The following is a 22465-nucleotide window of genomic DNA, read 5'->3' as shown; positions in this document are numbered from 1 at the left end:
GGTATTATTCAGCAAATATAAATATAAATATAGACAGACAACTAAATAAATAAATTAATAAGAACAACATCACACTCCCCACCTAAACACATTCACTACTTTAATTTAAATGGTAATAATTAATACGAATCCTACTATCGATAATTAATTTAAAAACAATTATTAGTAATAGTTTATTGATTCCAATTAGGAGTGATGATGAAAATTAAAAAACTGTCCATGGCAATAATGGTCTCTACCTTGTTCGTCGGCTCAGCTGCCGCCAATGATAAAGACGTAGATCTATACAACAGCGATAACTGGCAAAAGGCATTTCCAGAACAATACAAGACTTGGGCTCAAACTGAGCAAACAACCCCAGAGTCAGGTAACTTAGTTGATCTATTGGCCGCAAACCCAAACTTAATCTCTGCATGGGCTGGTTACGGTTTCGCTAAAGACTATAACCGAGCACGTGGTCACCACTATGCAATGACAGACATCGTCAAAACACTTCGTACAGGCCATCCTGTCGTCGGCCATGACGGCAACGTTGTTGGCGAAGCCATGGCTGCCAGTTGCTGGTCTTGCAAAACCCCCGATGTCGCTCGCATGTACGACAAAGTTGGAGAAGATAACTTCTCAAATAACAACTGGTCGACATGGGGCCATGAGATGTCTAACACTATTGGTTGTGCAGATTGCCATCAGTTGGGCAGTGCAGAAATTCGAATGAGCCGCCCATATGCAGAGCGTGCTATGCAAGCCATAGGCAAAGATTTCTCAGAGCAATCAGCAACGATGCAGGCTAGCCAAACTTGTGCTCAGTGCCATGTAGAGTATTACTTTGACGGCAAAGATGATAAAAAAGTCCGTTACCCGTGGGATCATTGGGTACCAGGTGTTAAAACCGACTACAAAGAAGTGGTTAACTATAAAGGGTCAGACGGCCTATATGAAGGTTTTGCCGCAGAAGCACAACTTGCCTACTTTGATCAAATAGGCTTCAAAGACTGGACCAATGCAATCTCAGGCGTGCCATCAATAAAAGCACAACATCCTGAATTTGAAAACATGATGGATAGAACTGACCATGCGATGTCTAGCCATATGGAGTTTGGTTGTACCACCTGTCATATGCCTAAAGCGGAAAATAGCAAAGGCGTGGAATACTCTAACCATAAAGTCACTTTTGACGCTAATAAGCTACCAGAAAGCTGCGTAGGTTGTCATGAAGGCAGTGATTTCAAAGAGATCTTCGATGAACGTAAAGCTGAGATCAATAAGCTGCGCTTTGAGGCTGACGGTACTGACCCACGCTTAACCGAAGCACACTTTAAAGCTCAGGCTATTTGGGCTGCTAACGGTATCAAAGGACTAGAAGCGGATCAAAGTATTGCTCAAGCCAAAGGTAACTACGAAGCAGCATTAAAAGCCAATACGCCACTCGCCAAAGAGATGAATAGTCTTTTAACTAAAGTTAGACATGCACAGTGGTTCTGGGACAGCGCAACAGCCTCTCACGGTATCCATGCCCACAACCCAGCAGAAGCGATTCGTTTACTTGAGAAATCTAATGCGATATTAGATGAAGCACTTAACGAAGCAAATGCACTGTTAACAAAGTACGCACCAAAGTATAAGTACGATGCAACTAAGTACGATACTAAAACAAAAGTACAACCGCTTGCCGGACTTAATTTAGAGGCTATGCAAAGCGCTAAAGAAGAGTTCATTGAGCAGCGCGTTGAAAAAGAGTGGCCTGTTGAACTACGTTAATTGCGAACCTAGTTAGGCAAAATACATCTCCAACCCCAAACGCCAGTCACCTCACCGACTGGCGTTTTTTGTTAGCTCAGTCATTTGTTACTGCTGCTACACCACAACACCAACTAAACACATAATTTAGGCCTTCCCCCACAATCAGTTTCATTCACAAGGCTTTGCTTGCACTCGCCGTAAGACAATAATCTGAGTGAAACCCAAAAGTAAGCATGTTCAGTTCATAGGTGTTAACTTAAGTAACACTTTAGCTCGCAGATGTTAATTTGACCATCACAAAAAATCATATACGTCAAATTAGTAACTGTCTCCAGACTATTCGATTTAAGCGCTATAGTGGCTTCATCAAATAAATTCTAGCTAATAAAATTAACAAACTAATTTGAGGGATGACCATGAAACTATCAACAATTGCGACTGCATTACTTGCTACCACAATGGCAACAACTGCATTCGCAGCTCCAACAGCCGATACCGTTTTTGTCAGCAAAAACATCTTCACTGGTAACCCAGAAATGCCTATTGCTCGGTCTATGGCTGTTACTGGAGATACAATCAGCTGTGTAAGCGATACTTTATCTTGTAAAGAGATGGCGGGAACAAACACCCGTATTATCGATAATGGTGAAAATACTATTATGGCTAGCTTCTCAGATACTCATATGCACACCCGCTTATTTGGTCAAACTCATGGTGTCATGCTCAATCTATTTGAGCTAAATGGCAAAAGTACTGAAGAGATAGAAAAAGCGATTTCCGATTACGCCAACACGCTTGGGCCTAACGAATGGGTCATTGGCGGCGGATTTTCTTACAACAACTTTCCTGATCCAGTTAAAGAGCGCTTAGATGAACTCGTTGGTGGGCGCCCAGCATTAATCTCTGACAATACCCAACATAATGGCTGGTACTCAACTAAAGCGCTTGAATACTTAGGCATTGATGAAAACTGGACTATTCCAAAAGGTGGCTATATGCCATTAGGAAAAGATGGTAAGCCTACTGGGCATCTGCGTGAAAAAGCACATTTATCGACAGGGTTCGTTGAGCAACACAAATTGTACTCCTTTGAGAAGCAAGAAGAGTCAGTAAAGATTGCCGCGAAGCTAATGAATGCTGCGGGCGTCACCTCAGCACTAGAGGCTGCAGGTGGTTCCAAAGAGGGTTCAGACGATGTTTACGTGCGTCTAGCCAAAAAAGGAGAGCTTAACCTCCGTCACGAAGTAACGGGTGTATTCTGGGGTGGGCATGGCGATCGCGAACAAGATTTAGCAATGATCAATGAGCTAGTAGAACGTCGCGCAGCTGTTCAACAAGCAATGGGGACAGATTCACATGACTACCTAACCATGAATACTATTAAATTCGCAATAGATGGAACTCCCGGTGCATATGCTCATATGGAAGAGCCCTATATCGACGGCTCACATCCAGGAATGAACTACAGCTCAGAAAACCTAAATTGGATTTTCGATCAGCTAACTGAAAAAGGGTTTCGCTTAATGCTACATGTAGAAGGTGATGCAGCAATGCGTAAGTCACTTGATGCATTGGACTATGCAGATGAAACAGGTGCTCCATTAGACAAAGGGATTAATCATGTATTCACCCATATTGATCATGCTACACCTAGCTTAATTAGCCGTATGAAACAGCGTGGCGTTACAGCCCAATTACAGTACCACTGGGGCGACGCTACTGATGAATACTTCCAAACGGTAGTGAAGAAAAATGTAGCAGGCTACATCTTAGAGAACGCATTCAATATGCACGGTATGGTTGTAGATTCTGGCATTGAATATGGCGCTGGCCCAGACGCACCAACTAGCCCAGTCTACAAACCGTTTGATGGTATCGAGATTGCAATGACGCGCCAACCGCTTGGTCAGCCAGATGGTGAACGATTGATAGGTAAGGGAATGACACTAGAGCAAGCGCTTTACGGTTACACTCTAGGTAGCGTTAAAATTCTAAACAAACAGCACATGCTTGGTTCTTTAGAAGAGGGGAAAAAAGCAGATATTATTGTTTTAGACCGTGATATCAAAAAACAGTCGGAAGTTAACCCGCACAAGCTGCATGAAACTCAAGTCAACTATACGTTCTTAGATGGTAATATTGTACATCAAAGTAAGTAGTTAACTCTGCAAACAAAAAGGCCCAGCACACGCTGGGCTTTTTACTTGTTAACGACTTCCCTTTCTTCGGCATCACTCACTATACAGGCAACAAATCAACGAGAGCTATTGCCAGTAAATCGTACAATTTCGAACCTGACCAAGCATTCCAAAATACTAAGAGCAATAAATAGTAGCCCAAAGCACTCACTTTCAACCCAAACTCCAACAGAATATTACCCACAGAAATCAATTAAAAAATCTGTAAAACAATAAGCTATAAGCAGATAGGCATTCAGCATAATTCCAGAAGGTTACACGTTTTCACTTTAGCTATAGTCCAAGTCATCACTCTGACTCACTTCAAGTCAGAAAGTTATCGTGACTATTTTGTGTATCTAAAATAAAGGAATATCCAATGAACGCATCACTAAGGAAAGTCAGCATGTTATTCAGTGCTCTCGTTTTGGCGAGTGCCAGTAGCAGTTTTGCCCAATCAGCACAGGTTGCAGAATCAAGAATAATGACCATAGCAAAATTGGGTGCGAGTGGAGGCACTGCAGAGCTAAAGAGTTGTATCGCAGATCCGAAATGGTTTACCTCACCCTCTATGCCCAGCGAAGTCAAAACCAATAAGTCAGGTGACAGTTCGTTCTGTGACTTTTACCAGTTCTCTTGGCAAACATTTGCCTACTTGATGGCTGAATCAAAAAACGACCCATCAGTTATCAACTTTCAAGACAATACTCAATTCAACCAATTAGAACTGAATTTAGATGGCAGCCCAGCCAATTCTTGTGATGATAAACATGACTCTCAAGTGCTGTTTATTCGTACCGCTAAACATGAAGAGAATGACACCGATATCGTCATACCTGAGATAATTGGACAGGCTGGTGGCAGCGCCACCATCTATGACCAAAATGGTAATGTGGTCTATTACGATGTTCGTTTTAGTAAGAATATGTGTAATGTAAAAGCGATCCAGCAGCAACAGAATTTCCCCGCTGGCACCACCGAAATGAAAACCGCATGGAAGGTTCTAGGAGAAAATGATGATCCTAATGATTTCATCACCATGGATGCTAATATTACTCCGGTAGTATCAGATCAGAGTGATACCAAAAAGACTAAACTTGGCATGATTGGTTTTCATGTAGCCGTTGCCACAGAGGCGCATCCAGAATTTGTCTGGGCCACATTTGAGCACAAAGTGAATGCACCAGACTGTACTTTGCCACAGACAACCACGGGATGGTCTTTTGCCAGCCAAGCCTGTGCGTCTGGACTAAAAAACAATCAAGCGACATGTGAATTCAATAATCCAACCAAGCAATCTAACGTCACAGGAACACCATCGCAAATTTGCCGTATGTACCCGTATGGCTCTTCAGAAGATGATCATAAGTTTAACGACAACGTAGACTCTATCAAATCTCTTAATGCCAGTGTTCAGCCGCACTTAAGCGGTAATTTTGCAGTATTGAAAAACTACTTTAATGTCGGTGCTTTGTGGGTAAGCGATACTAAAAAAGGTTCTTATACCAAACCAACAAACGGCCAAGCAGTCACCCAGACGAGTAATCAACGTGGCTCACTTAGGCTTGCTAACACTGTTGCTGAAACTGAATACCAAGAGGTCAACACAGCAGCGATTAACCTTAATGGTAAATCATCGCCTTCAGCAGGCTTTGTCTCTAACTGCTTTGGTTGTCATAACTATGAAGGATCGAGCAGTAATATAAGCAACACAACGTCAAATAGTCTGAGTCATATTTTTGATGATATTGCTGTCGGTTCTATGCAATGCTTAGATGTACAAGCAGCTAATATCATCAACAGTAACACCCAAGCGAATGCAGATTGCCCAGCTACATGCCGCAAGTCCTCAAGTAAACTAGAGTGGAGTGGTCAATGGACCAATCAAAATGCTAGCACTGGTGCACAATTAGCAAAATCTGTTTGTGGTTGCTGCGCCAACTAAAAAGCAAAGCTAACAACTTACACAATGAGTTTTCGGCTATTAAAAAGGCTCGCTTAGCGAGCCTTTTTAGATAAGAAACTGTAACGACCCAATCTTAGTTAGAGCATGATCCACAACATACGCCACTGTCGCCATGTTTAGGTTTGGCATTTTCAGCTTTGACTGCAGCATTAGTCGCTTCCGTTTTTTCAGCTTTCTCGGCAGCCTTAGTCGTTAGCACTGCAGCTTGCTCCTCAGATTTGTTTAAACCAAATATTTTCTTAAATGATACTGACATATAAACTCCAAAATTCGTTAAGCTGCATTTTTTACGCATGTTATAATTCTTGAGTAAAATAGTCAACTATTAACCTATACTCTGTGATATCGATTCAGGATCTCATAAGAGGACGGTATAACATGCAGTCACTTAGATAAATTGATAGGTTTTTTGAGTCATTAATACTGCACTGACGTTAGAATCCATAAGGCTTACAGCCGTTGTTGTGCTAAAATTCTCTATCAGCTTTATGAATGGGCAAACCTTCTCATTTGTTTAACTGAGCCTGACATAACTAATACCAATTGCATTACGTATTTAATCCATTCAGAAACGCTAGACACTTCAATTCAAAACGCTTTGAAGAAAGAACGTTCACTCTCTTGTGAGCCAATATAAAGCAGAATTAGATTGATTGTTCGCTTCCCTTAGAGCCGTAGATATTTAAGGGAAATGGCACAATACTGCATGCTACGATGGACACTCTTGATATCGACTACATTCGCCTTCAGCGCTTTGAATCCCCACTGAATAGGCAAGTACTTAATGCAATTGGTTTAATGAGGATATTCAAAATGAAAAAATTAAATGCCGAACAACGTAAAGCAAGAGATAACGAGCGCTTTTCACAGCGAGTAGATGAGCGCAGGGTAAAAGGCGAAGATGTGGTGGCTTATGCGCTTGCCAATAATAAAGCTTTCAAGTTTCTAACTAAATCAGAGAAGCATAGCTTCAAAGAGAGACAAGCTACACAGCAAGAAGAAGCAAACCTTAAAGCACAACAACAGCTTGAGCTTAAAGAGCAACAAGAGTTAGAGAAAGCACAAGCAGAGTTTACTCAAGAGTGATATTAAACAGCCATAGATAATCGATTTTTATGGCTGTAGTTTGCTCAGTATTGGCTCTATTGCAGCGATGGGGTTACTCACACGTTGAACTGTAAGCATTCAGTTCAATCAGCCCTTGTAAAATAATGCCGTGATAACGAGCCTTAACTAACTGGTAGTCTAGCTCTGGGGCAAAGTAGTAGGTTACTTCCTCTTCACCCGTCTGTTTAATTGGAATTAAAGTCAGCTCGCCCCAAGGTTCAATATTGGCAGTTTGTTGCTGTTGTACATAGAGTTGATAGGGTTCTATAGCATCAGAAGCTTGCCTGATTAAGGCGAACTGTGTCCGTCCCTGCAGCAAAAAGTGCCGCATTTGAATGGCAAGCGTATCAACATCCCTAAGTGCAACTCCTTTTGAGTGGTAGTGCTCAACGTCACCATCGATATCGACCTCTGTATCTCGGCCATTATTACTAAAAGAGACTTGCATATCCCTTGCCCGAAAGCCGGTCACTTTTTGATGGAATTTATCGGTAAGCCATTCATCTGTTTTCGTGGACCAAGACAGCTCTGCACGCTGATCATAGCGAGTACCAATCCCCAAAATACTGGCTTTACTGCTTGAACTTACCACTGCGGTTTTGCCCTGCCAGTGTTCGGTTCGCTCCATAGTACCGGTGTGAATACCACTTAAGTAAATGTCGTAATTTGCACTACGGCTGCACTGCTTAATAACGTCTTCTTGCTTCATCGCTTGTGCTGCAACCTGCGTAACGGCCGTTTTTTCACTCTGTGGTTGCTGCGCAAATACAGGTGAAACTAGCATTAGCGCTAATACTAAGAGCCAATATTGCAGGCAAGCAGCGGGTCTATTCATACTTAGAATACTTCGTTCACGTTAAGGTAAAAGTTAGTTTCATTTTCACCCACGCCAATATCGAGGCGTAAGTTGATATTGTCTTTTATTTTAAAGCGAAAACCTGTGCCGTATGAGGTCATAAGCTCTTCATTCAGGTCGCTCACCTTAGAGGCTACGCTGCCCACTCCGCCCCAGAAAACCATGCCATAACGCTGAAAGATAGGTAAACGATATTCAACTTGCCCCATCATCATCTGCTTGTCACGGTAGCGACCTTTAATATAACCACGCATTGCACTTGAGCCACCCAAATCTGGCAGCATGTTCCAAGGTACATCGCCATCAGTGAATTTACCTTGTACTTGCCATGCAATCAGACCCGGTGCAGAGCTTAGCAAGGATGTAGAACTTAAATCGATGTAGTTAGCAAGCTCTAGGTTATAGGTTGAGAACGTCGAATACTCACTGTTTTGATACAGACCTGCATCTATCTGGAATAACCAGCCTTTAGTGGCATTTAAGCGGTAATCTCGTGAATCATAAATACTAGTCACCACCACACCCGAACTAAAATTGCTCGGTAAAATCGTTTCCGCATCAACAGATACGCCAGTTTCAACTAACTCTAGTTTGTCAGCACTGGCATAAGTTAAGTCAGCCCCAACACCTAGAAAGTAATTATCAGCTACTTCGCTCATCCAGCGTGGTTTAAAGCTATAAACCTGCTCTTCAAATTCATGATGATTAGCGTCGATATTGCCATCTTCAATACCTTGGCCATAATAAACAGACGCTTCATTGTGTAGCTCTAACCCGAGTAATAAGCGCTGCTTGCCACCGTTGAAAAAAGTCATATTTTCAACTTCAACGCCATAAGAGTTGTTCATCGACACAAACGAGTTTAGTACCAATGATGACGGTTGTTCGTCAGCTTTCGCGCCATCGGTTTTGTACAAACCGACCATCAACAACCCCACACCAAACTTCTTCTCTGGTGTGTAATAAGCTGTTGGCAAATAGCTCATATCAATCGGCTTGCTCTCATCAAACTCACCATCAGCACCAAATACCGACAGAATGTCATCAACCCAAGTTGGTTCCATATCTTTAGGGGTCTCAAATAGCGGTTCAACCGCAATGGCGACATTGGAAAAAGCAAACAGGCTCAGTAATAAAATCCGTTTCATAAATACTCGAATCGATAAAGGAAATAGTAGGATTGTAGCGACGTATGTTGCATTAGAAGTCTCAAGCAAAGTCGCCAAACAGGTCAATAATAAACTTGCGAGCGCATTCTACCATTACGACAGTTTTCAACAATTACTTTTTCAATTTAGCTCCAGACGTGATGACTAATGCCTACATTGAGCGGTTCAATTTTGGAGGTATAACCACCAAATAAACTGACAACAGCAGTTTTCATGAGTACAGCGCTGGCACCATGTATTGCGAGATTCTTAGTGTTACAGCCTCAATGCTGTGAGCCTTATGTATAAACCACTTTTAATTGCCACTGAAATAACGCATCTTGATATCAAACAGGGATAGGACAGTCTTATGAAAATCCAATTAGATGATTACTATGTTTTTTGTCAGGTAGCCAAATATGGCAGCATGAAGCAAGCCAGTGAAAAAACACGCTTACCATTATCAACCGTTAGTCGACGTGTTGTTGCATTAGAAGAGAATCTTGGCTTACAGCTATTTATTCGTAACAAAAATAAGCTAATGCTCTCCAATGAAGGGGGCCGGTATTATCAAAAGCTTAGCGGCATGGTTGAGGTATTAGCTAATACTATCGATGAACTCAATGATGATTCTGGCCTGCTTAGCGGCCATATAGTCATATCTACCACCAAGCTGTTCTACACTCGATTTATTCATCCGGCCATTCTCAGCCTGTTAAAGGATAACCCTAAATTAAGTGTCGAGTTGAAGCACTCGGTAAATTCAACCACATTAACCGATGATGTTGATATCGCAGTGGTGAATGGCGAACTACCAGAAAGCAATTTAATCGCCAGAAAATTGATTGAGCTAGAGTTAGCCTTTATGGCAAATGAGGAGTTTGCTCAGCAATATAAAGATGAAATAGCAAACGGTGAGTTTAATGCTTTGCCTTATGTTGCGACCCTCTCCCACCCTTCACTCCCTATTACCAATAAAAGCACTGATGAAGTAATAAAGATCCAACCAAGCCAAAAGTTCAGCGTTATCGACGCCGAGATGTTACTCAGCGCGATTAACGACGGGCTTGGATACGCTATCGTTCCACTCTATGCTACCGAATCACAAAATGAACAGTTCAAGCTGGTACCGATATTTGAAGACTATGCATTAGCGCCTGTGCCTTTTTCACTTTTATACCGCAGCCGTAACTTACAGTCCGCCGCCCAGCGCGCGGTAGTCGATGCCATCGTCAGCGCTTTTAAATAACGCCTTTCAGTAAAAAATGCCAATCTCATTTTTGGGATTGGCAAGCTCAAAATACGCTATATAGAAGATTATCAGCTTTCCTTAATATTACCTCAAGCAAACAGCTAACCACTTTTAATTCAATTAATGAGGTAACACCATGCAACAGATTACATTAGCAACTTATATCCTAACCCGCCTAAAAGAACTAAACACTAACCACGTTTTTGGTATCCCTGGCGACTACGTACTGCCATTCTTCGATGAGATTTTAGATGGCAACCACGGCGTTCAACATATCATGCCGAGAAATGAACTGAACGGCACTTATGCCGCTGACGGTTACTCAAAAATGAACGGTTTTGGCGCCATGGTAGTGACATTCGGTGTTGGTTCTTTAAGTTGCACTAATGCTATTGCCGGTGCTTATGCCGATGACACGCCCATTATGGTGATTGCAGGTACCGCAACGGTAGAGGTGCTAACGACACCAACAGAGCGACGCTACCACCATGTTATCGAAAACAACTTCGATACCAATATCGAGATGTTTAAGCATATTACCTGCGCCAGTCAACGCCTGGTCGATTTAAGCACTGCGACTTTCGACGTTGACCAAATGCTACGTAAAGCAATGCAGTCTAAGAAGCCTGTTTACTTAGAAGTACCTTATGACCTGCAAACAGCAATGGTTGATGCACCAACTCGGCCGCTAGACCTGATGCTTGAACAGTCTTCATCTAGCAATCTAAATGCGGCTCTAGAAGCTAGTGTGACACTGCTTGAGAAGTCAAAAACCCGCAGTGTGTTAACGGGTCACCTACTGCAACGCGAAAATATGATCCCCCTAGGTGTGCAGTTGGTTGACCAACTCAATGCGGCGGTTGCAACGACCTTCAGCTGTAAAATGGGCGACTTTGAAGCGCACCCAAATAACATAGGAATATATATGGGTGAGGTCAGCGAAGATTACACCAAGGAGATGATGGACGGCGCAGATGTAGCGATTGCACTTGGAGTAACCTTCAACGAGTTTGATACTGGTGTATTCACCACTCGACTGGGCCAGCAACAAGATGTCATTTGGATCCGTAAAGATTACGTTGAGATCAATGGTGAACGCTATGACATGGTATACCTGCGTGATTTTGTGCCTGCGCTTTTAGGTGCTATCAGACATATCGATGCGGGCGAGCTGCAACAACAAGCACGTCGTAAGTTCGCCTTTGAACAAAAAGACAGATTTACTCCCACAGATAATAATCTGACCATTGACCGATTATTTGTGCAGTTCTCTAACTACTTAGAAGCTGGCGACATGTTGTATGGCGATACTGGTGGCTTTATTAATGCGTCTCAAGCTGAATTTCCAGCAGATGTCGTCATGCATGGCTGTGGTAACTGGGGCTCATTAGGTGCCGGATTCGGTATGTTTGTTGGCGCAAACTTTGCCAACGAACAGCACAACCGCCGCTCAGTAAGCATTCAAGGCGAAGGTGCCTTCACCATGAGCGCCCAAGATTTAGCGACCTTGATTGAGCACAAGAAAGACTTAGCATTATTCATCTTAGATAACTCAGGTTACGGTGCTGAGCGAGCGATTCACCCAGGTAAAGAGCGCTCATATAATGACATTGCGGTGTGGAAATATGAAAAGCTAGGTGAAGCACTTGGCGGAACAGAAGGTGTGGACGTACATAGCTATGTGGTAAATACCGAGAAAGAGATGGATGCTATTTTCAACGCGCTGAAAGAGCCAAAAGGCGTCAACATTGTTCGAGTGATGTTAGATCCAAATGACTCGGCCACTTTCAACCTACGTTTTAGTCAATTACTACAGCACTAAAACTTTCACTAAAGTCTCAGGCTTCACTAACAATAATGATACTCGCTTATGTCTACTCAAAGGTATAAGCGAGTATCTGACGATTATAACCACTTAAGAAAATAGTATTTAAATACGGTCGTTGAGGCACCGTTTCTAAACTTTATTTGAACTAATTTCCACCAAAGGTAATCTCTATTTGGTGCTCATCTTTACTGACAGGTGCAACATTAAAGAATGTACCGAGCGGACATTCATCAGCATCTATGGGCGCTGGTGATAAAAAGCCTTTCTGCTGGCCTTTACTGGTCGTCCATACTCGGCAAGCTCGTTCGCCATTTTTGGTCATAAAAACATATTCAGTGGTGCCCTGCTTATCTAGCATCGGACCTTTACTATCACAGTTATGCCAGTCCTCATTTAGCGCCTTCGCCACGTTATAACAGATAGATTTAGCCTCATACTCTATCGTGGTTTCAACAGAGGTTACCGCACTAGCAGCAAAGGAAGTTACACTTAGCAGCGGTAATATCACCAGTGTCTGTTTCAACATTTTAAAACCTAATTAATGAGTGTCGAAACTATGGACACAAAGCCATTAAGTAAGTTCATTAGCCTTGCTAGTAATCGCTACTGGCGCACTAAATCAGCCCAACTATTTAATAGTAGAGATTCAAATTTCTGCCAAAAAGTTAAAACTTGTAGGTATACATAGCGATATAATTCTGCCTACCGTCACCGATATTAGCTTCTAAATCAAACGAGTGATGTTTAGTTAAACTCCAGTCAAAACCAATTAATCCAGCATAGTGAGCGACATTCTGTTGTGTAATGGTATAGCTTAGCCCTTCCAAAGTTGGTCCATCTTTGATCTCCGCATCCGACTGGCCAGTTGTTCCTTCGGTGTCCATATATGAAACACCGATATATGGGTTCACAAACCCCCAATTAGGGACATTAAATGATGTGCCGACTCTTGCACTTACAAGCAATGTCTCTGATTCAGTTCGATCATCATCAGTTTTGGTCCAAGTATAACTGAACGGAACCAGCACAAAGAAGTGATTAAATCCGTAAACAAAGTTGGTGGTAAAACCATAGTTCCAGCCAGAATAATCGGGAGATATTTCAGGCAACTCAATATTTTCAGGAACATCGTCACAAAATGCTGGCGTTACTCGGCCGCCACACACCTCTTCAATTTTCTTAAAAATAGCAGTCGGGATTTTAATATAAAGATCGGTTGAACCTTCAAACCGACCACCATGGATACCAACCTGCATGAATGGGAATATCCAAGCTGCAGCGCGCAATTGTATGCTGGCAGTTTCAACATCTGGCTGGCCAAAATCAATGCTATCTAAGTCAATAACCTCACCGATATCGACACCTTTGTAATTTAATTTTAAGTTAGATAGCGACAAGTCTTGCTTGGAATAGTTAGGAATAATAGAGATTGAAAGTGGTAGAGGTAGGTCATAACCTTTTTCAATGACTTGCTGACCAAAGAATGGCAAGTAGCGTTCCCACTTTCGATTGGGGTCGGTACTTTTACTGGGAATAATATCTGAGCGAACCGTTTCATTACGCGTTTGTTGACGCTTCTCTCTAGCCGTTTGTGTTTCCGGCACTTCAATTTCCGCTGTTGATTCAACTGTCTCTGTTTTTTTTAGTACTGGATCATCCGTAGCAAAAACAGAAAAAGTGGCACAAGATAGCAATACGCTCAAAAATTTATACATATTTAATTCCCTTTTAAAATGCTTCGTTAAAAGTTAAATAGAAGCCGCTTTCAGTCGCATTACGCCCATAATCAACTCGCACATTCATTCTCGGCTGCAGCTCAAATCGATAACCGACGCCATAGCTATAAATGAGGTCGTCATATAGCTGCTGCGGTTCATCTGCAATAGAGCCTAGACCGGCAAAAACCGTCATTCCATGCCGTGATAGTTGGCCATTACTGTATTTAAAGGTGTGACGATATTCCGCGGTATTTTCAATAGAGTTCTTATCGCGATAATGTCCTCGATAGACACCTCTTAAAGAGTCTTGGCCACCCACAGTCGGCATATCAAAATAAGGGACATCTCCGTCACTCCATTGAAATGCGTTATAAAAAGCCAACACCCTTCCCTTGCTAAAGGAGTAGTAATATCGGTAATCGAGTAGTAATTTTTGATAGTCGCTATCGCTACCTATTGTCTGTGAATAAACGATGTACTCAAAATTGAAGAACTGGCCACTCCAAGCATTAACAGAGAAATCTCGGCTATCATGCTCAAGTGCCACCCCCAGTCCTAAGGCGAATGGCTTATCTTTGAACTCTTGAAAATTGGGGTCGTCAATTGCGGTTTGTGGCAAGGTGTCTTCGTCTGGCTGAAAGCTTTTAACCCGCAGAGCGGGGCCTAGATAAAAACCATTAAAAGTTAGAAAGGTTAGATTACCTTCGTAATCTAACAGCTTATATTCATACAGAAGATCATCTGATGCTTCAACGGCATCTCCCGCTTCGTAGCCCACTCCCCAGTAATACTCACTTTGGTTACCCATGGTAAATTTGCCAATTAGGCGCATAGCGTTATTATCAAAAAATAGATTCTGTTTAGAGCGCAAACCTAATCCAACGCCACTTTCAACTTTATTGCCGATGGCGACTAAGGTCAGACTCGAACGCTGAAGCTCTTGCTCCTGCCTATTAGTCGAAAAGGAATAGAGAGCCCCTAAGGCCAACATCACACCAGTTTCTGGCATATACCCCGGCCCACCCAGTATGGAAAAAAGTGGCAGTCCATTTTTGGTAGAGTGATCTTTCAATGCTTTTTTATAACTATCTAATTGCTGCTCAAGTTTGTCGCACTCGCTATTGCAGTCATCAAGCTTTTCGTCAATTGAATCAATAGCAGTTTTATAGGCTTGCGATCTCTGCTCTGCTTGCTCCAAGGTGTTAAAAAATGGCAAAGCATCACCGACAGGAAGCTGCTGAACTGGATTCAGTTCAGCAACTTCGGCGCAGATAATCGTTGGAAAAAGACATAATAGAATTAGCTTTTTCATAAAATCCTTTTTAAATCGAGGCTCATTTTTTTATTTATATCTACAGACCTACTGCAGATAACGGGACATAAGTCTTTTATTTGATTAAATATAGTCGATGATGAGAAAAGCACATATTTTAGAAGCGATGGCAGAGAAATGAGTTACTAATAAGTAATAAAATAGGCGTTTAAAGGGCTAATGATTGAACCGAATACAGGGAGTAAAGCGAGAACTTGAACAAAGAAATGAATCGATAAAGCATAAATCAATATGGCTAAAGCCCACTGGCTGTGGGCTTAGCAAAACCGCGTATTAGAATGGTGCAAGCAACCCTACAATCGTAGCCACTGCATTAACTCATTGGCACCAATAACGCCATACTGTCTTTTTATTAGCTTTCCTGCAGGATCAAACAGCAGTACTTCTGCAGATTCAGCTCGATAAGTCGCAATCATCTTATCGCCATCAGGGGTACCAGCTCTAGCTAACAAAAACAGTGCATTATCACCAAGGTGTGCACGGGCTTCATTCATCTGCTCAGTTTGGCTGTTACTTATCGCAAGCCCTGGATCATAGACAAACACTACTGCTGGTTTGCCAGAACCTATCTCTTCATGAGTCGCCTTAAAGCCTTTAGGCATGACCATCAGCAACAACCAAACAGCCACAACAATCGATGCTATAACCCCAAGTACGACCCAAGGTTTACGGCTACTGGTGTTCGAGCTACTGTCTGAATTACGACTGTCCATGATGATAAGCCTTTTTAAAAAATGAAATAATTAGCATTCCAGTCTAATAAACTTAACTGAAACGAGTATTAATAATTTAGCGTTACTTGCGATTGCTCAGCTAAAATTTGGCTGTTACCGCCACTTTTTATGGCATATAAGTGACTTAACATCACACTTTTCTTAATTAGATTAAATTGACAGTTATTAGCTAGGAACTAATATTGCTGTAATAGGCTCAACTAATAGAGTACTAAATTTTTCTCGGCGAAAGCATGAGACGTTCAAAATAATGAGGCAAGATTTAATGAATACACTTAGCAAAATATTGATAGGTTCAACGATTAGCATCGCGGCATTAAGCACAGGTGTACAGGCCAGCGATCTTACCTGCAAAGTAAAAGGTGCTGATGATGTCGTTATGAATAACATTACGATTTTGCGCTCTAACGAATCAATCGTAAAAATTGATGGCAGCTATAAATCACCAGTGATGAGCAACATCTATCGCATCGATGCGGTAGATGGCAAAGATATTAGCGCTACGCCTACCTACTTATATTACAACCACTATCCATTAGCCGATCACCAACTGCTAGCAACAGTTCAAGTTGATGGTCAAGAAGCTTTTAAAGGACTTTGTACCGTCAGCGAAGAGATGTAATTTCCAAAACTGTGCGCCAATATCTCAACGGCTAAGTATTACCAGAGCAATAATAAATAGTTTAATACTCTGGTAATGCCATCACAGCATCAAAAAGCCACATCATTGTGCCATAGATATTTTCTCAGTCAGTTTAAACATTTCACTAAGCCCCCGACAGACTATCCACCTTATAGCCTTAAAGAGTGACTAATACTAATCAGTATTAAACACTGCTCGCTCAGCGAGAGTTTAGCCATTCTAAAGCACCACTCAAATTGATTGATAGTGAGTCGATTCCATTTACTTGCCGCAATCATTCCACAATGACATTTTCTTCACTTTGCAAACAATACAATAGCGTCGACTTCATCTAATAAGAGAAAGGTATGACTAAATTCGACCTGGCCATTACCCAGCAAAATATCAACAAACCGGCTCTAGCAGGCTCAGTATCACCTCAAAATGATACTGGTTTTTTGTGGGGATTCTTCTTGCTAGTGGCAGCATTTGTTTTACTCATGAAAGAGAGTGTTAACTACGCTTATTTCTTTAAAATCAACCAAGCGAGTCAACATTTTAGTCCCGAGCTTTTGGCAAGCATAACCGACATGGGTAACGGAGTTGTGACCGGTAGCATTCTAGTCATGATCCTCTGCTTCAAACCTGCTTGGATTTTACGAGTGCTTCTAGCAGCATTGATCTGCCTAGTGGTGACACATCTATTAAAAAGCTATTTTGATGCGCCGCGTCCAGCGGCACTGTTAGAGCAAATAAATATTATCGGCGAAGCTCGCCACAGTAAAAGCTTTCCTTCAGGTCATACTGCTACCATTTTCTTACTCGCTGGCACAGCCTATCTATCGTCTCGACGATTGCTCAGCAGAATATTCTTTGTCTCTTTGGCAATCATAGTTGCTGTATCGCGAATCTCTGTCGGTGCCCACTGGCCGATTGATATAGCCTTAGGAGCAATTATTGGTTGGAGCAGTATTTATGTGGCGTCACTTATCAGTAAAGAGAGACTGCTATCAGCACGTTACCAATATCTTATTTTAACAGCACTACTATTGCTACTTGGCACCTTAAGCACTATGAGTAAAATTGAATTCCCTCAAATGCCTATCGTCGAAAAATTGCAGCAACTTTACTTGGTAATTGGCGCATTTTGCTTGTACGTCAGTTACCTATTCAATCGAAATAATGCCCGCCGTAATATGACAACTTTAAAATAGCAGCGAGATAAAAGGGCTAGGATAATGCGTCATTCTGGCCTCACCCCCCCTCTGAATGCTGACCGCTTTTTATCATCAGCCAGATAAGAGCCAAATATAGGCTAATCACTGCAAACCATTTAATACTCAGCACAATGAAACTTATAACAGACATAAACTCCTCCGCTAATATTCAAATTCTAGCTTGCGAAAACGGCTACGAATTAAAGAATGAATAAGCTATCGCTATCATCAACATCCCGAAGTAAGCAAAAGCATGATTGATATGCTCAAGCTGCGCCATAACCGCCATACAAACAATAAGCACAGGCAAGAAGTGCAAGGTAAAAAATCTTAGTAAGGTTCAAGTATCACGGTTTAATATTTCCCACCCAATCACTAACAACCCAATCCAGCTAAGTGTAAACACTGAACCGAGTGTCACTCGTCAGTTTATAGCGTTGACCTTAAGCAATGGTTATTGCAACCTGAATGATTATGAGAATTTCAACTCCGCTCAATGAGCGCTACCGAAAAAGCAGATTATAATTTTTAACTTAACTCAGTCACTGACACTAAAGCCCTGATTGAATTGGCCGATAACCAGCTATCATCTTCATCTGCATGGAATAGCAATGAACATTTCAGGTATCAACTCAGCGTCCTCTATTACTCAAAATATGCAGCAAGCAGAGATCAAAGTCAGATCGGATGCTACGCCAACCCAAACATCTGTGTCGCAGACTATTGAGCCAGATACCGTGTCGATATCGGATGCAGCACAAAAGAAGTTATCTACTGAACTAGGCACTGCAATGCATAAAAATAGTGCCAACACCAAAGCCCAGCAGAGTGAACAAGTTGATACCCGAACTGAGACAGAAAAGAAGATTGATAAGCTCAAAGAGGAACTCAAAGAGCTAAAAGAACAACGCCAAGCACTGGCCAATGATCATTCAGAGGCCGCTGAACAGAAACGCAAAGAGATTGATACACAAATGATGATGCTGAATGTACAGCTAACTACTTTGCTAAAAGCCCAAAAAGATGAAGCTGAGAGTGACGCCTAGGCAAATCATACCTAAAGAAAACAGTCTCCAGATAGATTAAGAATAAGCGTAATAACCACAGTCATTAATAGCATTTTTTAAACAAATATTAATTTTTTCTTTTTAATTCAAATGCTAAAATTAAGGCACAATGAATTAAACAGCTAACAACCAACCGATTTTGACTACTGATAATAAGTACTACGCAGGCTAAAAATGGATTTTTACAATAATCTAGCATTGAACTATGCCAAAGAGATCAAATCAGCTTTGAGAGGTATCGCATTCCTGTTAATGGTATTCATTATTTACAGCGTGCTAAAGCAGGAACAAGAAACCAAGTACTCGCAATACTTTTTCGACAATCAAAAAAAGTTTGAGCAACTATCCGAATTAACTTGTTCATTATTCGATAGTGATTTTTCTAGGCTAGAGTACCAAGTCGGTGAATACTACAATAGAGAACCATTTTTCAGTATTCCCAGCACCTATCCAGACGATGAATATGAGTTTAAGTGGCAACGTTTAAACGAATATGCGTCTGGAGTTGAAAAAACACTGCTACAGATTGATCGATTGCTTGTTGACTTAGACCTTGAAGATCTGACGGCTACAGAGATAGCCGGTGAGTGCAGGATTTTTAACTACCTTTGGGGCTGGGGAATGAATGGTGAGGGTCAATTCATGAACTATGTATTTAATCCACAAACTGTGTACCCATATGACCCAAGTATTCATCGAGAATCGCATAGAGATCGCTCGACACAAATCGACTTTAGCATTGCTTTATCTGCAGGTTGGTATCTAACTTACTCCAATACACCTTAAACCTTCAGCAATAGAGTCGAGTCTTTAATGCTCGACTCACAATACAGCTTAGCGACGCTTAGGTTTATCCCTTGCACCTGCAAGCCGACCAAAAAACTCACTAAGACCCGTCTGTTTTCTAATACGTTCCGCCCAAAAGCCACCAATAATAAAACCTACAGCGCCCCAAGCGATGACGGTGAGCGAATTAAGCTGACCTGATTGTAAACTCAATACAACTCCAACAAAAAGCCCTAAAAGCGTAGGCGAAGCCGCTATCGCCAACCATTGCAACGAATAGACAAATAAACTCACTAATCTCATTGGTTCTCCTTAACCCTATATTAAAGCTAATAACGCATACACCTAAAACAACACCTTACGACATATTATGTCGAAAATACACCAATGAATGCCAAACAGCCTAAACCTAACTGACTTCAATCTTCGTTTAATATGCCACCCTAAATCAAAAAATTTATATGAGAATTAAGTTAGGGCAGAGTAAAATTTGTTACACCCTAATTTTCATTTCAACTGATTTTTTATCTTACAGTACACACCGATGTATTCGTTTCTGTGATGGGTCCTACCTTGAGTTAAAAGCCAACGAAATATAATCTCATACGCAGACTAATGATTAAGCAAAATGCTACATCCGTTAGTTAAGTAATCACTAACTAAATGAGTAAGAGAAATGACATACAAAACCTACGCAGTAAACGGTATGATAAATGGTCAACCGAATTCAAAGCACTATCAGGCAACTAATATACCTTCAGCTATAAATATGGCTTTTATGGATGGGTTTTCAGACGTTTCAATTCGCGAAGTTTAAAAGTCATAAAGCCATGAAAAATTGTAGTAATTTAGGTCGGGGGACACTCTACTATGGCCCCTACTTTCCTAAATATCTATTGAACTGCAACCCAAAAAATCTTACTTCCTCACTATTGCTCTTTGAGCACTAAAATAAGAGTTAAGCTTTACGCTTACTTACTTTTATTAGTAGATCTATAGGTGCTAATACGAGTATTATTGTCTGAATTATTATCAAGTTATGTATGGATGCAGTTGATAAATGATTCTAAAAACAAAATCTCCTCAAAGCGCACAATCACCACAAGCAGCAGCTGGATTAAAGCAAGAACAGAACGTCGCTTTCTTTCTCCGCCGCGCCTACAAAGATAACCCTGAAGTGCTGGTCATAAATGATTTCAAGTTCAGCTTTAATGATGAAACGGCGCAGATCGATCACCTAATTGTTTATCCTTATGGCTTTGTACTGCTCGAATCAAAGAGTATTAAAGGCCATGTAAAGGTCAACAAACAGCAAGAATGGACTCGCAGCTATAACAAGCAGTGGTCAGGCATGCCCTCGCCCATCAAACAAGTCGAGTTACAGCAAGCACTGCTGAAGCAATTACTCAATCATAATAGGCTTGAAGTACTAGGGAAGATGTTTGGTATTAAACAAGGCTTTAGTGGACGCTGCTGGGATCACCTCTGTGTGGTATCAAGTGATGCGATCATTGATCGAAAATCCATGCCTAAAGCCGTTTCAGAGAAATTAGTGAAGTCAGAATTCTTAGTCGATAAGACTAAGGAGGTAATGAATATAAGAAACAAGTTTATGCGGGTAGTCAACATAGCCGATTCTCGTCCCTACTTTAATAAAGAAGAGCTCGACTCTATAGGCTCATTCTTAATTAACCAACACTTAGATACAACAGTAGAAGCTTCACTCACCCCACAAGCTAGTTCGAGGTTGACCCAACCGATAGCAAAACCTGTAGTTACAACACCTCAGTCAATCGAGCAACCCTATGTAGTTGAAGCGACGACAATGATTCGAGTGGCTTTGCAGTGCAAACATTGCGGAGAATCAAATAACTACACCCCAATGTATGGCAAATTTGGCTATTACATAAAGTGTAATCAGTGCACTAAAAATACACCGATGAAACAGGCCTGCCCACAATGCAAAAGTAAACAAACACGGGTTCAAAAAAGCCAAGATACCTACACACTAAATTGCCAAGAGTGCAGTTTTAGCCAACAAATCGTTTAAGGGATCAGATTTGAATAGCATGGAAAAAGGCACACTGGTTCGTTGGAACGCCGAAAAAGGTTTTGGCTTTATTAAACCGGAAACGGCTAACAGCAAAGATGTGTTTATCCACATATCGATATTGAAGCAAATGGCAAGAAAGCCAGTCGTGGGCGACCAGATCAACTATTTCTCCGAGTGGCAAAGCGACGGTAAGATCAAAGCGATAAAAGCTAATATTGAAGGCGTGGCAATAAACGCAGCGAACCCAAGCAATCGCCAAAACAGGCAACGTCAGCAAAAGCCCAAGTCATCAAGCAGCTTAATTATTCCACTGTTAATACTGCTCGGTTTAGGGATTTTCGGCTTTAAAAGGTATCAAGAGATGACCGCAACACCCGTGCTGACCAACCACGATATTGAGCAGATGGAATGGCAACCGCATGCACAAAAGAGCACGCCATTCGTAAGCAAGCAAAAATTCCGCTGTGAAACAGGCAAAACCCACTGCAGCCAAATGCGTTCCTGTGCCGAAGCAACTTTTTATATCAAAAACTGCCCAGGCACCAAAATGGACGGTGACCGCGACGGTGTACCATGTGAAAGACAGTGGTGTAATTAAGATTAAAAAAGGTCGGAGTAAAAGTTTACTCTGACTCTGAGGGATCCCCACGAAATTAATAGCATGCTTATGGCTCCCGAACTAAGCCTTGTAGTGTTTTGATTGCTACCTGCCAATGCAATTTCAACAGCTTCATGTTCCTATCTTTGTATGCTCTCAAGCCTATGAATTGGTTTGAGAGTACGTTGCGGTGCTTTATTGAGTTAGCTTGATATTGCCAGTGTTTACCAGCAGCTTTCACCGCTAATCCTAAAAGATAAAGC

The 22465-nt window shown here is 41.6% G+C and carries 20 protein-coding genes and 1 pseudogene; 12 read left to right on the top strand and 9 right to left on the bottom strand.

Annotated elements, in window-relative coordinates; genetic code table 11:
- The first annotated feature begins 198 nt into the window (after nt 1-198).
- From K5R16_RS20900 to K5R16_RS20890, 3 genes are all read left to right on the top strand, one after another.
- A complete protein-coding gene (locus K5R16_RS20900; protein ID WP_220740198.1) occupies nt 199-1758 on the top strand; it encodes an ammonia-forming cytochrome c nitrite reductase subunit c552 in 1560 nt (519 codons plus the stop codon).
- Between the two features lie 398 nt (nt 1759-2156).
- Nucleotides 2157-3899, top strand: coding sequence for an amidohydrolase (locus K5R16_RS20895; RefSeq protein WP_220740196.1), 1743 nt, complete (start codon nt 2157-2159; stop codon nt 3897-3899).
- 397 nt (nt 3900-4296) lie between these two features.
- Nucleotides 4297-5862 carry a mannan-binding protein gene (locus K5R16_RS20890; RefSeq protein WP_220740194.1) on the top strand — a complete coding sequence of 522 codons (1566 nt, stop codon included), beginning with the start codon at nt 4297-4299 and terminating at the stop codon, nt 5860-5862.
- 94 nt (nt 5863-5956) lie between these two features.
- On the opposite strand, the gene K5R16_RS20885 is transcribed toward K5R16_RS20890, so the two are convergent.
- A complete protein-coding gene (locus tag K5R16_RS20885; RefSeq protein WP_220740193.1) occupies nt 5957-6139 on the bottom strand; it encodes a CCGSCS motif protein in 183 nt (60 codons plus the stop codon).
- A 557-nt stretch (nt 6140-6696) separates the two neighbouring features.
- Between K5R16_RS20885 and K5R16_RS20880 the strand changes: the two genes are divergently transcribed.
- Nucleotides 6697-6969, top strand: coding sequence for a DNA polymerase III subunit epsilon (locus tag K5R16_RS20880; RefSeq protein ID WP_220740191.1), 273 nt, complete (start codon nt 6697-6699; stop codon nt 6967-6969).
- A 73-nt stretch (nt 6970-7042) separates the two neighbouring features.
- Here K5R16_RS20880 and K5R16_RS20875 read toward each other — a convergent pair whose 3' ends face one another.
- Both K5R16_RS20875 and K5R16_RS20870 read right to left on the bottom strand, forming a co-directional pair.
- Nucleotides 7043-7699, bottom strand: a complete 657-nt coding sequence (locus K5R16_RS20875) for a hypothetical protein (RefSeq protein WP_374758415.1) — start codon at nt 7697-7699, stop codon at nt 7043-7045.
- Nucleotides 7700-7827: 128 nt separating this feature from the next.
- Nucleotides 7828-8994, bottom strand: coding sequence for a BamA/TamA family outer membrane protein (locus tag K5R16_RS20870; RefSeq protein WP_220740187.1), 1167 nt, complete (start codon nt 8992-8994; stop codon nt 7828-7830).
- Nucleotides 8995-9364: 370 nt separating this feature from the next.
- Between K5R16_RS20870 and K5R16_RS20865 the strand changes: the two genes are divergently transcribed.
- Complete coding sequence (locus K5R16_RS20865; RefSeq protein WP_220740185.1) at nt 9365-10243, top strand: LysR family transcriptional regulator; 879 nt, start codon at nt 9365-9367, stop codon at nt 10241-10243.
- A 139-nt stretch (nt 10244-10382) separates the two neighbouring features.
- Nucleotides 10383-12068 (top strand): thiamine pyrophosphate-binding protein, encoded by a 1686-nt coding sequence (locus tag K5R16_RS20860; protein ID WP_220740183.1) that lies wholly within the window; start codon nt 10383-10385, stop codon nt 12066-12068.
- 151 nt (nt 12069-12219) lie between these two features.
- Here the strand turns inward: K5R16_RS20860 and K5R16_RS20855 are convergent, their stop codons facing one another.
- From K5R16_RS20855 to K5R16_RS20840, 4 genes are all read right to left on the bottom strand, one after another.
- Nucleotides 12220-12600 carry a hypothetical protein gene (locus K5R16_RS20855; protein ID WP_220740182.1) on the bottom strand — a complete coding sequence of 127 codons (381 nt, stop codon included), beginning with the start codon at nt 12598-12600 and terminating at the stop codon, nt 12220-12222.
- Nucleotides 12601-12739: 139 nt separating this feature from the next.
- Nucleotides 12740-13789: an autotransporter outer membrane beta-barrel domain-containing protein gene (locus K5R16_RS20850; protein WP_220740180.1), complete on the bottom strand. Its 1050-nt coding sequence runs from the start codon at nt 13787-13789 to the stop codon at nt 12740-12742.
- A gap of 13 nt (nt 13790-13802) precedes the next feature.
- Complete coding sequence (locus K5R16_RS20845; RefSeq protein ID WP_220740178.1) at nt 13803-15104, bottom strand: BamA/TamA family outer membrane protein; 1302 nt, start codon at nt 15102-15104, stop codon at nt 13803-13805.
- Between the two features lie 314 nt (nt 15105-15418).
- Complete coding sequence (locus K5R16_RS20840) at nt 15419-15838, bottom strand: hypothetical protein (protein ID WP_220740176.1); 420 nt, start codon at nt 15836-15838, stop codon at nt 15419-15421.
- Nucleotides 15839-16124: 286 nt separating this feature from the next.
- On the opposite strand from K5R16_RS20840, the gene K5R16_RS20835 reads away from it, so the two are divergent.
- From K5R16_RS20835 to K5R16_RS20820, 4 genes are all read left to right on the top strand, one after another.
- On the top strand, nt 16125-16481 hold the full coding sequence (locus K5R16_RS20835; RefSeq protein WP_220740174.1) for a hypothetical protein: 357 nt from the start codon (nt 16125-16127) through the stop codon (nt 16479-16481).
- A gap of 368 nt (nt 16482-16849) precedes the next feature.
- Nucleotides 16850-17695, top strand: coding sequence for a phosphatase PAP2 family protein (locus K5R16_RS20830; protein ID WP_220740172.1), 846 nt, complete (start codon nt 16850-16852; stop codon nt 17693-17695).
- A 614-nt stretch (nt 17696-18309) separates the two neighbouring features.
- Complete coding sequence (locus tag K5R16_RS20825; protein ID WP_220740170.1) at nt 18310-18744, top strand: hypothetical protein; 435 nt, start codon at nt 18310-18312, stop codon at nt 18742-18744.
- Nucleotides 18745-18939: 195 nt separating this feature from the next.
- A complete protein-coding gene (locus K5R16_RS20820; RefSeq protein WP_220740168.1) occupies nt 18940-19551 on the top strand; it encodes a hypothetical protein in 612 nt (203 codons plus the stop codon).
- A 48-nt stretch (nt 19552-19599) separates the two neighbouring features.
- On the opposite strand, the gene K5R16_RS20815 is transcribed toward K5R16_RS20820, so the two are convergent.
- Nucleotides 19600-19854 carry a hypothetical protein gene (locus tag K5R16_RS20815; protein WP_220740166.1) on the bottom strand — a complete coding sequence of 85 codons (255 nt, stop codon included), beginning with the start codon at nt 19852-19854 and terminating at the stop codon, nt 19600-19602.
- A 757-nt stretch (nt 19855-20611) separates the two neighbouring features.
- Between K5R16_RS20815 and K5R16_RS20810 the strand changes: the two genes are divergently transcribed.
- Together K5R16_RS20810 and K5R16_RS20805 are read left to right on the top strand one after the other, a co-directional pair.
- Complete coding sequence (locus tag K5R16_RS20810) at nt 20612-21601, top strand: nuclease-related domain-containing protein (RefSeq protein ID WP_220740164.1); 990 nt, start codon at nt 20612-20614, stop codon at nt 21599-21601.
- A 19-nt stretch (nt 21602-21620) separates the two neighbouring features.
- Entirely contained in the window at nt 21621-22202 is a 582-nt protein-coding gene (locus K5R16_RS20805; protein ID WP_220740200.1) for an excalibur calcium-binding domain-containing protein, read from the top strand.
- Between the two features lie 67 nt (nt 22203-22269).
- Here K5R16_RS20805 and K5R16_RS20800 read toward each other — a convergent pair.
- A pseudogene (locus K5R16_RS20800) lies at nt 22270-22465 on the bottom strand (IS4 family transposase); the annotation flags it as partial.

Origin of the sequence: Shewanella sp. c952, from assembly GCF_019654975.1 — a bacterium.
Taxonomy (GTDB): Bacteria; Pseudomonadota; Gammaproteobacteria; order Enterobacterales; family Shewanellaceae; genus Shewanella.
This window is presented reverse-complemented; position numbering and strand designations above follow the sequence as displayed.